13 protein-coding genes are annotated in these 14316 nt (G+C 34.0%); all 13 read right to left on the reverse strand.

Annotated features, from left to right (window positions below; translation table 11 throughout):
• Nucleotides 1-19: 19 nt before the first annotated feature.
• Nucleotides 20-1306 (reverse strand): RIP metalloprotease RseP, encoded by a 1287-nt coding sequence (rseP, locus tag QMO72_RS08315; protein ID WP_103266790.1) that lies wholly within the window; start codon nt 1304-1306, stop codon nt 20-22.
• Between the two features lie 316 nt (nt 1307-1622).
• A complete protein-coding gene (locus QMO72_RS08320) occupies nt 1623-2405 on the reverse strand; it encodes a phosphatidate cytidylyltransferase (RefSeq protein WP_069824238.1) in 783 nt (260 codons plus the stop codon).
• A 17-nt stretch (nt 2406-2422) separates the two neighbouring features.
• The gene (uppS, locus tag QMO72_RS08325) at nt 2423-3187 is read right to left on the reverse strand and encodes an undecaprenyl pyrophosphate synthase (protein ID WP_069824239.1); all 765 of its coding nucleotides are present in this window, start codon (nt 3185-3187) and stop codon (nt 2423-2425) included.
• Nucleotides 3188-3420: 233 nt separating this feature from the next.
• Nucleotides 3421-3975 carry a ribosome recycling factor gene (frr, locus tag QMO72_RS08330; RefSeq protein ID WP_103266791.1) on the reverse strand — a complete coding sequence of 185 codons (555 nt, stop codon included), beginning with the start codon at nt 3973-3975 and terminating at the stop codon, nt 3421-3423.
• 16 nt (nt 3976-3991) lie between these two features.
• Entirely contained in the window at nt 3992-4714 is a 723-nt protein-coding gene (gene pyrH, locus QMO72_RS08335; RefSeq protein ID WP_103266793.1) for a UMP kinase, read from the reverse strand.
• A 133-nt stretch (nt 4715-4847) separates the two neighbouring features.
• Entirely contained in the window at nt 4848-5726 is an 879-nt protein-coding gene (gene tsf / locus QMO72_RS08340) for a translation elongation factor Ts (RefSeq protein WP_103266795.1), read from the reverse strand.
• A 94-nt stretch (nt 5727-5820) separates the two neighbouring features.
• A complete protein-coding gene (rpsB, locus tag QMO72_RS08345; RefSeq protein WP_046836249.1) occupies nt 5821-6609 on the reverse strand; it encodes a 30S ribosomal protein S2 in 789 nt (262 codons plus the stop codon).
• Between the two features lie 253 nt (nt 6610-6862).
• The gene (codY, locus tag QMO72_RS08350; RefSeq protein WP_069824241.1) at nt 6863-7636 is read right to left on the reverse strand and encodes a GTP-sensing pleiotropic transcriptional regulator CodY; all 774 of its coding nucleotides are present in this window, start codon (nt 7634-7636) and stop codon (nt 6863-6865) included.
• A 24-nt stretch (nt 7637-7660) separates the two neighbouring features.
• Entirely contained in the window at nt 7661-9070 is a 1410-nt protein-coding gene (hslU, locus tag QMO72_RS08355; RefSeq protein ID WP_103266797.1) for an ATP-dependent protease ATPase subunit HslU, read from the reverse strand.
• Nucleotides 9071-9199: 129 nt separating this feature from the next.
• The gene (hslV, locus tag QMO72_RS08360; RefSeq protein WP_046836246.1) at nt 9200-9742 is read right to left on the reverse strand and encodes an ATP-dependent protease subunit HslV; all 543 of its coding nucleotides are present in this window, start codon (nt 9740-9742) and stop codon (nt 9200-9202) included.
• A gap of 3 nt (nt 9743-9745) precedes the next feature.
• The gene (gene xerC / locus QMO72_RS08365) at nt 9746-10636 is read right to left on the reverse strand and encodes a tyrosine recombinase XerC (RefSeq protein ID WP_103266799.1); all 891 of its coding nucleotides are present in this window, start codon (nt 10634-10636) and stop codon (nt 9746-9748) included.
• 118 nt (nt 10637-10754) lie between these two features.
• Complete coding sequence (trmFO, locus tag QMO72_RS08370) at nt 10755-12062, reverse strand: FADH(2)-oxidizing methylenetetrahydrofolate--tRNA-(uracil(54)-C(5))-methyltransferase TrmFO (RefSeq protein WP_103266800.1); 1308 nt, start codon at nt 12060-12062, stop codon at nt 10755-10757.
• 155 nt (nt 12063-12217) lie between these two features.
• Nucleotides 12218-14284 carry a type I DNA topoisomerase gene (topA, locus tag QMO72_RS08375; protein ID WP_103266801.1) on the reverse strand — a complete coding sequence of 689 codons (2067 nt, stop codon included), beginning with the start codon at nt 14282-14284 and terminating at the stop codon, nt 12218-12220.
• Between the last annotated feature and the right edge of the window lie 32 nt (nt 14285-14316).

Raw genomic sequence — 14316 nt, forward strand, 5'->3', positions numbered from 1 at the left:
TCGAAAATGCTCCTCTCAATTATAAGAAATAGCGTTGGATATCATTCCAAGTCACTAAAACCATAACAATTAATACAAATACTGCACCTATTGCAACAATTGTTGTTTCTGCTTTTTTGTTTACTGGTTTTCTAAAAATTGCTTCATATATTACAAATAAGATTCGACCACCATCTAGTGCTGGTACTGGTAATAAATTCATTAAGCCTAAGTTCACACTTAATAATGCCATCCAAGAAATCAGATTAATTATGCCAGTTTTAACAACGGAATCGACGGTGTGATATATACCTACTGGTCCGTTTAACATGTCGAATGAAAATTGGCCTGTAAAAATACTAGCAATCATGCTTAAAATAGCAGTGAAAATTAGTTTTCCTGCTGTTACTGTTTGTTCTAGTCCAGAAATAATTGGCTTGAATACTGTATGTTCAGTACCTGCTTGATAACCTAATAAATATTTGGTTTCTGAATGTGTTTTAGTTACTTTCTGTTCTACTTTTTTAGGTTTAATGTCAACAGTTTGTTGTTTGCCATTGCGCTCAACTGTTAACTTCGTCTTTTGATCTTTAATTTCACTAACCGCTTGATCTATATCGTCTTTATTGTTAATTTTATGACTTCCCAACTTAACAATTGTATCACCTGATTTCAATCCTGCCTGTGCCGCAGGTGAATCTTTGGCAACTTCATCAACGGAGTTTGTTGGTGTACCTTGATAATATGCTAGACCAATAAATAATACTAATGTAAGTAAGAAATTGAAAAGCGGTCCAGCAAACAACGTTAAGAATTTTTGATATGGTTTTTTATAAGTAAATTGTCGATCTTTTGGTGCAATTTGTATTAAACTACCATTTTCAACGAAGTATGATTTATCGGCAATTGGATAACGATGTCTTTCTTGATCATATGCCGTTATGCCTTCAATATATAAACCATCTTTAAAATCACATTGTTTTACTTCTATAGCTTCGATTTGTTGAAATTTGTGTTGATCATCTAAAATGATATGTGTAATTTCGTCTTTATCATTCACTTTAATTTTCACATGCATACCTGGTTGTACGGGGGGTTCTTCTAAACCATCACCAGCCATACGTACATAACCACCAACCGGTAATAATCTTATAGTATACAGCGTTTCATTTTTTCTAAAACTAAATATTTTAGGGCCCATGCCTATTGCAAATTCAGGGCACATAATTCCTGCTCTTTTAGCAAAGAACATATGTCCATATTCATGCACAGATACAAGGACGCCAAATACGATTATAAAAGAAATAATTGTTACTAGAAAACTCAATTAAATACACCTCATATTTTCGGAATAAATTGATTACTAATGCGCAATATATTAAATCAAGTGTTGAAATAACTATAATATTTGCCACTTTAGGTTATAAAAGTATAACACAACTAGTCTAACAGACACACGCAACTTTAACCTATTTAAACACCCTTTAATCTAATATAAAAGTAAATACTCTGACTGCTAATGATTAATTAACTTATCAAAAAGAGTTAATTAATAATATAACAGCCTATAATCGCTTAGATATATTACTTCATTAACTCCCATTTTTTTGTATACAGTTGTACTTTGCACATTAAATTTAAAATTACATTTGAATTAAAAAGATATTTAATAATGGTAATACAAACATAAAGCTATCGAAGCGGTCTAAAATACCACCATGTCCAGGTAATAAGCGCCCAGAATCTTTAACACCAAAATGACGTTTGAAGCCTGATTCTACTAAATCACCTAACTGCCCAAACATACTTAATATTATTGTAAGTATCAGTAATATCCACGTTGCAATATTAAAATCTACAAACATAATCATCACCAATGGGATGATTAAACTACATACTAGCCCCCCAACAAAACCTTCGATGGTTTTATTTGGACTTATAACTGGCCATAATTTATGTTTACCCATTAAACGACCAAAAAGATATGCACCCGTATCTGTAGACCAAACTACTAAAAATGCAAAAAGTATGTAATGTATACCTTCAGATCTCGTTTCATACAAATACATAAATCCAATTCCAACATATGCAATAGACATTAGGCAAAATGCAGCATCCATAAAACTGAATCTATTTTTAGAAAGTACTGTATAACTTAATAAAATAAAGCTCATAGCAATTAATGATTTTAACTGTAAAGCACTTACCCATGCTCCAGCATCTTGAGGTAACATAATAATCAAAATGCCTAATGCACTTATAATACCTGGAACAGATAAGAACTTAATCATATTCATATTAAGCAATTCTTTTAATCCTATGAATGCTAATAAATATGAAAATAAAATTAGACTAAATCCACCCTTTAACAATATAGGGAGGAAAACGATAAGTGCGATGATTGCCGTTAAAGTTCTAACTTTCATACTTTTCTCCTAACTATTTATAATCCACCAAAGCGTCGTTGGCGAGACTGATAAATTTTAATGCAATTTATTAATTCTTCTTTGTCAAAATCCGGCCATAGTTTTTCGTTAAATATAAACTCACTATAGGATGCTTGCCAAATTAGGAAATTACTAATACGTTGTTCTCCAGAAGTTCTGATAAGTAACTCAGGATCTGGATAATTGTGCGTCATCAAATGATCATTAATCATTTCTTCTGTAATATCATCGCTCGTTAAACCATCCTCAGACAATTTATCATATAATGATTTTACACTATGTACAATTTCAGCACGACCACCGTAATTAATAGCAAAGACTAATTTTAATCCAGTATTATCTTTAGTATCTTCTTTTGCTTTTTCAATCGCTTTTAATGTAGATGTTGGTAAATGTTCCATAAAACCAATCGTCTCTACTTTAACATTATTTTCTATCAACTCTGGTAGAAAAGTTTTTAAAAAGTTAACAGGCAAGTTCATGATATAATTGACCTCATTTTTCGGTCTTGCCCAATTTTCTGTAGAGAACGCATACAACGTTAAATACTTGATTCCTATATCACTAGCTTCCATAGTGATTTTTTTTACCGTTTGCATACCTTGATAATGCCCTTGGATTCTAGGCAATTTTCTTTGTTTTGCCCATCGTCCATTACCATCCATAATGATAGCAACATGTTCAGGTATATTATGTAAATCTAAATCAAAATCGGATTGATTAGGCTGATTTTTTTTCTGCTTTTTTAACTTTTTAAACATGGTATTTCCTCCGAGCGTGATCATCTCTGTTTATTATAATAAGTTCTAGATACATTTATCTACCATTTTATCATACTAGATAAGCGCATTGAATAAACAAATAAAAAAACTGTACCAAAGTCTGATTTGATACAGTTCAGATAAATATATGAAACACCTCAAACTTCAAGTTAAAACCGTAATAATTTACGTAATTTGAAGTGAAGTTTGAAGTATAATCATTTTTACCATGTTTATACTGACATAATATCTTTTTCTTTTTCTTCTAATAAGCTATCAATTTTTTTAATTGAATCGTCAGTAAGTTTTTGAACATCATCTGTTTGTCCTTTTAAATCATCTTCAGTGATGTCGCCGTCTTTTTGTTGCTTCTTAAGCTCGTCATTTGAATCACGACGTACATTACGTATTGCAACTTTTGCATTTTCACCAATTTTTTTAACATCTTTAACTAAATCTTTACGACGTTCTTCTGTTAATGCTGGGATACTTATACGAATCACTTCGCCATCACTAGAAGGATTAACGCCTAAATTAGCTGCATTAATTGCTTTTTCAATGTTAGCCACTGAAGATTTATCGTATGGTGCAATAACAAGTAAACGCGCTTCCGGTACACTAATGCTCGCAAGTTGTTGTACTGGTGTTGGCGCACCATAGTAATCTACATTTACACCGTTTAATAAGTTTGAATTGGCTCTACCAGCACTGATATTAGCTAATTCTCTTGAAAGACTATCTATAGATTTTTGCATTTTTGATTTCGTGTCATTAATAATGTCAGTCATTGTCATACACCTCTGATTATTTTGTTATTAAAGTTCCTATTTTTTCACCCATAACAGCACGTTTAATATTACCTTCTTCAGTAATAGAGAATACATTCAATGGAATATTGTTATCCATACAGAATGAAGATGCTGTTGAGTCCATTACTTGTAAACCTTCTTGTAACATTTGAATATGAGTAAGGTGTTCATATTTAACTGCATCTGGATCCACTTTTGGATCAGCAGAGTAAACACCATCAACATTATTTTTACCCATTAAGATAACATCAGCTTCAACTTCAGCCGCACGTAACGCTGCTGTCGTATCAGTAGAGAAGTAAGGATTACCGATACCAGCCGCAAAAATAACTACACGTTTTTTCTCTAAATGTCTTATAGCACGACGACGAATATACGGTTCTGCAACTTGTTTCATTTCAATTGAAGTTAAAACACGTGTATCACACTCGAGTTGCTCAAGACTGTCTTGTAAAGCTAAAGCATTCATTACTGTAGCTAACATTCCCATGTAATCAGCAGCTCCACGATCCATACCTAAATCGCTACCTGTTTTACCTCTCCAAATATTGCCACCACCAACGATTACTGCAATTTCACAATCCATTTTTGCGACTTCAGCAACTTGTTGAGCTACACTCTTAATAATAATTGGATTAATTCCAAAACCTTCGTCTCCTGCTAATGCTTCGCCACTTAATTTTAAAACAACACGTTTGTAATTAGAAGTTTGAGCCATTGTCTTATCCTCTCTATTGTAAAAATATGTAATTGATACAAGTAAAGAAGACACAATAGGTCTTCCAATACAAAAGTAAATCTTTCATACGGAGCACAAAAGGTGTCTTCTTCCTTGATCTAACTATGAAAAATTATTTCATTTGTCCTTTTACTTCATCCGCAAAGTTTTCTTCGCGTTTTTCCATACCTTCGCCTACTTCGAAACGTACGAAGTCAACAAGTTTGCCACCTTTTGATTTTAAGAAAGCTTCAACTGTTTGGTCTGGATCTTTTACAAAGTTTTGGTCAACGGCACAGATTTCTTGTAAATATTTACGTAAACGGCCTTCTACCATTTTTTCAACAATATTTTCTGGTTTACCTTCATTTAAAGCTTGTTGTTTTAAAACTTCTCTTTCGTGTGCGATTTCATCTTCACTAACTTGTTCTGATGAAACATATTTAGGGTTAATCGCAGCAATGTGCATAGCTACATCTTTAGCAGCTTCTGAGTCAGTTGAACCTTCAACTACAGTTAAAACACCAATGCGTCCACCCATGTGTAAATAAGAACCAAAAGCATCATTATCAGTTTTAGTTCTAACTTCGAAACGACGTACGCTTAATTTTTCACCAATTGTAGAGATAGCTTCTTTGATGCGTTGATCAACTGTTTTACCATTTGGCAAAGTAGTTTCTAATAACGCTTCTACTGTTTCAGCTTTAGAATCTAATACTTGGATAGCAACTTCTTTAACTAATTCTTGGAAACCTTCGTTACGAGCAACGAAATCTGTTTCTGAGTTAATTTCTACGATTGCTGCTTCATTACCTTTTTCTTCAACATGTACAAGGCCTTCTGCTGCAATACGGTCTGATTTTTTAGCCGCTTTTGCGATACCTTTTTCACGTAAGTAGTCAACCGCTTGATCGATGTCACCATCAGTTTCTGTTAGTGCTTTTTTACAGTCCATCATGCCTGCACCAGTTTTTTCACGTAATTCTTTTACAAGTTTAGCTGAAATTGCCATTTTATATTCCTCCATCATTTAATGAATTTTAATAAATTTATCTTAAAAAAAAGGTGATAAGCCTATTTACCTTATCACCCATTTTACATTATTCTTAGTTTGATTCAACAGAAGTGTTTTCTTCAGTTGTTTCTGCTTCAGTAGCTTCAGTTGATTCTTTTAAATCAATGTTTTGTTCTGCTGCTACTTCTTCATTTGATACACCTTGTTGACCTTCTAAGATTGCATCTGCCATTTTACCAGTTAATAATTTAACGGCACGAATAGCATCATCGTTAGCCGGGATAACGTAATCAATTTCATCAGGATCACAGTTTGTATCCACGATACCTACGATAGGGATGTGTAATTTACGTGCTTCAGCAATTGCGTTGCGCTCTTTACGAGGATCAACTACAAATAATGCTTGAGGCATTGATTTCATATCACGAATTCCGCCTAAGAATTTAATTAAACGGTCGTATTCTTTTTTAAGTTCTACAACTTCTTTTTTAGGTAATACTTCGAACAAGCCATCTTCTTCCATTTTTTCAATTTCAGAGATGCGTTTGATACGTTTAGAAATTGTTTTATAGTTAGTTAAGATTCCGCCTAACCATCTTTGGTTAACGTAGAATTGACCAGCACGTTCTGCTTCAGCTTTAACTGAATCTTGTGCTTGTTTTTTCGTACCAACGAATAAAACTTTTCCGCCATCTTCTGATACTTGTTTAATGAAGTTATAAGCTTCTTCTACTTTTTTCACTGTTTTTTGTAAATCGATAATATAGATACCGTTTCTTTCAGTGAAAATGTATCTTTTCATTTTTGGGTTCCAACGGCGTGTTTGGTGACCGAAGTGAACACCTGCTTCTAGCAATTGTTTCATTGAAATTACTGCCATAATAAAATTCCTCCTATTGGTTAATTACCTCCACAAAAAGCTCGTACAAACACGATAAAAACACGATCGCACCCTTCATACTTTCACTTTTTATGTGTGTATTGGTTTAATAGCCGTGAATAAATATATCATATTCACTCTTATGAATCAATAGTTTTGCGTTTGATTTATACATATTTAAAGAACGACTAAACAACACAATTCAGTCGTTCTTTTATATATAGTATTCGCTCAATGTTTTAATTCATTTATGTTACTTAATTCTGTCTAATTCATCTAAGAATTTTTCTTTTTTCACTTTGATAAATGTACCTTTCATACCGAGTGAACGTGATTCAATAACACCCGCGCTTTCAAGTTTACGTAAAGCATTTACGATAACTGAACGTGTAATGCCAACTCTATCTGCAACTTTTGAAGCGATAAGCAAGCCTTCTTTGCCGCCTAATTCTTCAAAGATATGTTCAATTGCTTCACTTTCTGAATATGATAATGAATTAATTGCCATACTAATTGCAGCTTTATCTCTCGCTTCTTGTTCTACTTCATTATGTTTCTCACGTAAGATTTCCATACCAATGACTGTTGCCGCATATTCACCAAGCACAAGATCATTTTCAGAGAAATCATCTTGAACACGTCCCAGTACAAGTGTACCTAATCTTTCTCCACCACCTAAGATTGGGAAGATAGTTGTTCTACTATCTTTAAATAAATCTTTGTTTTCAGGTGGAAATACCGTTAATACATTTTCAATATCAACATTAGATTGTGTTTCTCTTACATCCATTAATTTGTCTGTATATTCTGTTGGGATATGACGATTTTCTAGCATTTGAATAATACGTTCGTTTTTTAGTAATTCATTCAAGCTAGAACCTAAGATTTTACCCTTTCTTGAAACGATAAACACGTTTGTTACAGTTACACTACTTATCGTTTGTGCCATATCTTTAAAGTCTACTGCTATGCCTTTATGCTTTTGCAAAAGTGTATTTAATTCTCTCGTTCTCGATAATAAGCTCATATTCCTTCTCCTTTTTCATTTATATTATAAAATAAACGCACTTAAATCTTTATTTGTTGAAATTGTTTTCAATTTATCATCTACATATTGTGGCGTAATATCTACAACCGCATGCGGCATACTCGGCGCTTCGAACGATAAATCTTCAAGCATTTTTTCTAAAATTGTATGCAATCGACGTGCACCAATGTTATCAGTATCTTGGTTTACCTGAAACGCAATTTCTGCCAAACGTTTAATTGCCTCATCAGTAAAATTGACTGTGACTTGCTCAGTTTTAAGTAACGCCTCATATTGTTTGATCAGTGATAATTTAGGTTCCGTCAAGATTCGTACGAAATCTTCTATTGAAAGACTTTCTAATTCAACACGAATTGGGAAACGACCTTGTAACTCAGGAATTAAATCACTTGGTTTAGCCACGTGGAACGCTCCAGCACCAATAAACAGCATATGTTCAGTACTAACAGTACCATATTTAGTTTGAATCATGCTACCTTCAAGAATCGGTAAAATGTCCCTTTGCACACCTTGTCTAGAGACATCTTGACCTGAATTTTGATTACTCGTTGCCACTTTATCAATTTCATCAATAAATATAATGCCCATTTGCTCAGCAAGGTCTATCGCTTCTTGGTTTGCAGATTCTTGATCAATTAATTCGTCAGCGAATTCATCTGTTAATATTTTACGTGCTGTTTTAACAGGGACTTCTCTTTCAACTTTCTTCTTAGGTAACAATTGACTCATCATATCTTGCATTTGTTGATTTTGATTTGTCCCTAACATCCCCATAGCACCTGGGTCTTGTTCTACTTTCAAACGTACTTTTTCATCTTCTAATTCACCTTTTAATAACTGTTGTTTGATTTCAGAACGTTTGGTCTTAACATCTTCAGTTGGTGCTTCTTCCTCTTCGTCATTATTTTGTCCGAAGTTCGGCATTGAACCACCAAACAATGACTCTAAAGGATTGTTATTATTATTTTGGTTAGCTTTTTTCTTCATACTCGGAACTAAAAGTTTCACTAATTTTTCATTTGCTTTGTCTTTTGCTTCGTCTTCAACTAGCGCTTTCTTTTGCTCTTTCACTAATCTTACGGATACATCTACTAAATCTCTCACCATGCTTTCAACATCGCGTCCTACATAACCTACTTCAGTAAACTTGGTCGCTTCAACTTTAATAAAAGGCGCGCCCACTACTCTAGCCATGCGGCGTGCAATTTCTGTTTTGCCGACACCAGTTGGACCAATCATCAAAATATTTTTAGGTGCAATCTCTTTTTTTTCTTCTTCGATTAGTAAACTTCTTCTATATCTATTTCTTAATGCGATGGCTACTTTACGTTTTGCGTCATCCTGCCCAACGATATATTCATTCAATTTTGAAACGATATCTTTTGGTGTTAATTTAATACCATTTGACTCCATAATATAAATTACCTCCGTAATTATAATTTCTGTCATTCTAAACATTAGTAACCAAATTTGTAATTACATTTATGAATTGCTTTTACTATATCCTAATATTTAAAAATTATACGTCTTTTCTTACTTTATTTATAATTCTTCAACCACAATTTGGTCATTTGTAAATACACAAATATCTGAAGCTACTTTTAAGCTTTCATACGCCATCTCTTTGGCAGTTAAATTGGTAGCATGACGTTTCAATGCTCTACCCGCACTCAACGCATAATTACCGCCCGAACCAATAGCTATCAAATCATCGTCTGGAGCAATAACTTCACCCGTACCACTTACAACAAGGATAGAATCTTTATCCATCACAATAAGCATAGCTTCCAATTGACGAAGTTGTTTGTCACCTCTCCATTCTTGTGCTAGCTCTACAGCTGCTCTTTCCAAATTACCACCGAATTGTTGTAATTTAGTTTCGAATTTTTCAAATAATGTAAAGGCATCTGCCACACTACCAGCAAATCCCGCTAAGACTTTATCGTTATATAAACGTCTTACTTTTCTTGCAGTCTTTTTCATAATCACTTGCTCACCAAGCGTAACCTGTCCATCTCCTGCCATTGCTGAATGGCCATTATGCTGAACTGCATAAATCGTCGTCGCATGAATAGATGTACTCATAATTCAATTCTCCTTTTTTGCACGAGGATGTGCATTTAAATATACTTTTTTTAGCTGATCATTAGTCACATGTGTATAACGGCCTGTCGTCGATAAATTCACATGACCTAACAATGATTGTACAGTACGTAAATCCGCTCCTTGATTAAGCATATGTGTCGCAAATGTATGTCGTAATTTATGCGGGTGAATATCTGTGACACCAGCTGTACGTTTTACAACATCATTCAACACATAACGGACACCTCGTTCTGTAATGGGCGCCCCATTCATATTTACTAGTAAATATGAGTGTGCTTTATTCATTTTAGGTTTGAATGACTCTATATATCGCTCAATACTTTGCCTACAAAACTCACCAAATGGGATAAATCGCTCTTTTCCACCTTTACCCAGTACTTTTACTCCAGGTAAATTCATATCTAAATCCCGCTCTTTTATATGAACTAATTCTGAGACCCTTATGCCTGTTGCATAAAGTAATTCTAAAATCACTCTGTCTCTTAATCCTTTTTTGGGGTCTTTTTCAACAGTGTCAAATAATGCTTCCATTTCTTCTTCATAGAAAAAATGTGGCAAATATTGTTCCTTCTTTGGATGTACGAGTTGAATGAATGGATTGATAATTTGTTCATCTTGAGTCATCCAATACTCGTAAAAACTTCTCAGCGTAGAAATTTTACGGGAAACAGAAGTTCTTTTCAAGTTTTTTGAATATAAAAAACTTAAATAGTTTCTTGCATCTTTATATTCGAATGCAGATAACTCCAAATATTCTTGACTTAAAAACGCATTGAATTGTTCTAAATCATCATGATATGACTTCAAAGTATGTTCTGAAAATTGTTTTTCAACTTTTAACATATATAAATATGCCTGCTGGATTTCTTCCAATAAAAACCCCTCCATCAATAAGAATTGTAGCATATTGTGGGAGGGGACTGCTAAAAATAACTATTTAATTGTGTCAAATTTTCAAAATTTTCGGAAATCACCTAAATTTATCAAACTTTTATAGTGTTTGTTTATAATTATCTAAATAAGACAACGCACGGTTCGCTAATGTTTCATATCGTTCTTTTTTATCTTTAATACGATGTTCTAAAGTTGGCAACAATCCAAAATTAGCATTCATAGGCTGAAAATTCTTTTCGTTCTTAGCGTGAGAAATATAATATGCCATACTGCCTATCATAGTTTCTCTAGGAAATATAACTTCCCCTTTATCTTTTAATTTATGTGCTAAATTAATGCCAGACACTAAACCACTTGCCGCACTTTCAACATATCCTTCAACTCCAGTCATTTGACCGGCAAAGTATAACTCTTCTCTGCCTTTAAGTTGATATGTTTCTGATAACACATCTGGTGAGTTAATAAATGTATTTCTATGCATCACACCATATCTAACAATTTCTACATTTTCTAAGCCTGGGATAAGACGAATGACATCTTTTTGAGCGCCCCATTTCAGATGCGTTTGAAATCCTACAATATTATAAAGTGTACCTGCTGCATCATCTTGTCTTAATTGGACAACTGCAAATGGACGCTTTCCTGTTTTAGGGTCTTCTAGTCCTACTGGTTTCATTGGTCCAAACAACAAGGTTTTGCGACCACGTTCAGCCATAACTTCGAACGGCATACATCCCTCAAAGTATTTTTCTTTCTCAAATTCATTGACCGGAGCCACTTCTGCTTCTAGTACTGCATCATAAAATGCATTGAATTCTTCTTCGGTCATAGGACAATTTAAATATGCTGCTTCCCCTTTATCATAACGAGATTTCAAGTATACTTTATCCATATCTATACTTTCTTTTTCAATAATTGGTGCTGCTGCATCATAAAAATATAACTGATCTTTTCCTGTAGCTTCAACTATTTCGTTTGCTAAGTTCGTTGTTGTTAGTGGTCCTGTCGCAATAATGGTTTGACCTTTAGGAATACTATTGATTTCTTCATTTACTACAGTTATATTCGGATGATTCTTTAGCGTTTGAGTCACATATCCTGCAAAATCATGACGATCGACCGCTAGCGCTCCTCCTGCTGGTACTCTAGCTTTGTCTGCCGCGCTTATAATAAGAGAATCCAAACGTCTCATTTCTTCCTTCAATACGCCTACTGCATTTGTTAAAGCATTACCACGTAAAGAGTTAGAGCATACGAGTTCTGCAAATTGATCTGTATGATGCGCTGGTGTTTGTTTTACAGGCCTCATTTCAAATAAATTTACTTTTATGCCTCTTTGAGCTAATTGATATGCTGCTTCAGAACCTGCTAATCCAGCGCCTACTACGTTGACAGTTTGAGTCATTTTATTTCCTCCTATACATTAAAAATAGCAACTACGACAAAATACCATAATCATAAATACAGTCATTTACATTATAAATATATGTCGTAAGTTGCTCATATAACTATTAAAACTTTATAATTGCTAAAATATATTATTCAGCTATTTATTCGATATTACTTCTGTTCTTCTTCTTTGTATTCACAATTTGAACAAACAACCTGACTCTTACGCCCTTGTTTCTTCTCAGCTAAGTAATGATCACATTTAGGACAATCACGACCTATTGGTTTATCCCATGTAACAAAATCACATTCTGGATATTTTGAGCAACCATAGAAAATACGATTCTTTTTAGATTTACGTTCAACGACATCGCCTTCTTTACATTTCGGGCAAGTCACACCAATCGTTTTAATAATCGCTTTTGTATTACGGCAGTCAGGGAAATTGGAACACGCCATAAATTTACCATAGCGTCCCATTTTAATAACCATCGGAGATCCACAAATTTCACAATCTTCTCCGGCGGGCTCGTCTTTAATTTCAATTTTTTCCATTTCTGCTTCTGCACGTTCCACATCTTGCTTAAAACTACTATAAAAATCAGAAATTACTTTTTTCCAACCAATTTCACCGTCAGCCACTTTATCTAGTAACGTCTCCATATTCACAGTAAAGTCAACATCGATGATTTCTGGGAAATAGTCTTTTACTTGTTCGTGTACGATTTCGCCTAATTCAGTAGGCACAAAACGTTTGCTTTCATTTTTAACATAGTTTCTCTTTTGGATTGTGTCAATTGTTGGCGCATAAGTAGACGGACGTCCAATTTTTAGCTCTTCCATTGTTTTAACCAATCGTGCTTCAGTAAAGCGTGGTGGCGGCTGAGTATAATGTTGAGATGATTCTATGTTTGTCGCAGTAACCATTTCGCCTTCTTCAACATTAGGCAATTTGTTTTCATTACCGCCTTCACTATCATCTTTCGTTTCAACATATAATGTCATAAAGCCTTTAAATTTAATTGTTTGACCATTGGCACGGAACTTAATGTCATTTTGAGTTAAATCTAAAGCAACAGTATCTAAGATTGCAGGTGCCATTTGACTCGCTACAAAGCGTTCCCAAATGAGTTTGTATAATCTGTGTTGATCACGTGTAAGATAATCTTTCATTTCAATTGGTGTACGTAATGTACTTGAAGGTCTAATGGCTTCATGGGCATCTTGATCGCCCTGGCCTTTAGCTTTACGATTAGACGTATAATCTTCACCATAAGTCTCTTGTATATAACCTTTAGCTTCTGATTTAGCTTGATCTGAAATTCTCGTTGAGTCAGTACGCATATAAGTGATTAAACCAACAGTACCTTGTCTTTTCAAATCAATACCTTCATACAATTGTTGTGCCAACATCATAGTTTTACGTGCTTTGAAATTCAACTTACGTGCTGCTTCCTGTTGTAAAGTAGATGTCGTAAAGGGATTAGCAGGATAGCGTGTCTTTTCTTTCTTCGCTACCTTAGTAATTTCAAATTGATCCCCATCTAACTGTGTTGTAATTTTATCAACATCTTCTTTTTTAGTTAATTTATACGGTTTATTTTTTAAATGAAGGAATTTAGCATTGAATTTTGACTTTTTATATCTAAACTCACCTTCTAGTTTCCAATATTCTTCAGGCTTAAAGTTTCTAATTTCATTTTCACGATCAATGACTAGCCTTAATGCAACAGATTGCACACGCCCTGCTGACAAACCTTTCTTAACTTTTTTCCATAAGACTGGCGAAATGTTATAGCCTACTAAACGATCGAGCATACGACGTGCTTGTTGTGCATCAACAAGATTCATCTCTATACCTCTTGGATGTTTGAAACTATCTTTCACTGCCTCTTTAGTGATTTCATTAAACACTACTCTATTTTCCGTTGAATCTTCTAAATTTAATATGTTCGCCAAATGCCAAGCAATTGCCTCACCTTCACGGTCAGGGTCACTAGCTAAGAAAACTTTTTTTGCTTTTTTAGCATGTTTTTTAAGTTCTTTTACAACTGGACCTTTGCCGCGTATCGTAATATATTTTGGCTCATAATCATTGTCTACATCTACACCCATTTGGCTACGAGGCAAATCTCTAACATGCCCCATCGATGCGATAACTTTATATTTTTTACCCAAATATTTTTCAATGGTTTTAGCTTTTGCAGGCGATTCAACTATGACTAAATTTTCTGCCAAAGTAGTTACCCCCTTGCATTTCTAATTACAAA

The sequence above is a fragment of the Staphylococcus casei genome (genome assembly GCF_030294405.1).
GTDB classification, from domain to species: Bacteria; Bacillota; Bacilli; order Staphylococcales; family Staphylococcaceae; genus Staphylococcus; species Staphylococcus succinus.

What these genes read in the sequence shown, in the direction of transcription:
- QMO72_RS08320 (WP_069824238.1), bottom strand. Translation starts at nt 2,405, where the DNA reads ATGAAAGTTAGAACTTTAACGGCAATCATCGCACTTATCGTTTTCCTC.
- uppS (WP_069824239.1), bottom strand. Translation starts at nt 3,187, where the DNA reads ATGTTTAAAAAGTTAAAAAAGCAGAAAAAAAATCAGCCTAATCAATCC.
- frr (WP_103266791.1), bottom strand. Translation starts at nt 3,975, where the DNA reads ATGACTGACATTATTAATGACACGAAATCAAAAATGCAAAAATCTATA.
- pyrH (WP_103266793.1), bottom strand. Translation starts at nt 4,714, where the DNA reads ATGGCTCAAACTTCTAATTACAAACGTGTTGTTTTAAAATTAAGTGGC.
- tsf (WP_103266795.1), bottom strand. Translation starts at nt 5,726, where the DNA reads ATGGCAATTTCAGCTAAACTTGTAAAAGAATTACGTGAAAAAACTGGT.
- rpsB (WP_046836249.1), bottom strand. Translation starts at nt 6,609, where the DNA reads ATGGCAGTAATTTCAATGAAACAATTGCTAGAAGCAGGTGTTCACTTC.
- codY (WP_069824241.1), bottom strand. Translation starts at nt 7,636, where the DNA reads ATGAGCTTATTATCGAGAACGAGAGAATTAAATACACTTTTGCAAAAG.
- hslU (WP_103266797.1), bottom strand. Translation starts at nt 9,070, where the DNA reads ATGGAGTCAAATGGTATTAAATTAACACCAAAAGATATCGTTTCAAAA.
- hslV (WP_046836246.1), bottom strand. Translation starts at nt 9,742, where the DNA reads ATGAGTACATCTATTCATGCGACGACGATTTATGCAGTTCAGCATAAT.
- trmFO (WP_103266800.1), bottom strand. Translation starts at nt 12,062, where the DNA reads ATGACTCAAACTGTCAACGTAGTAGGCGCTGGATTAGCAGGTTCTGAA.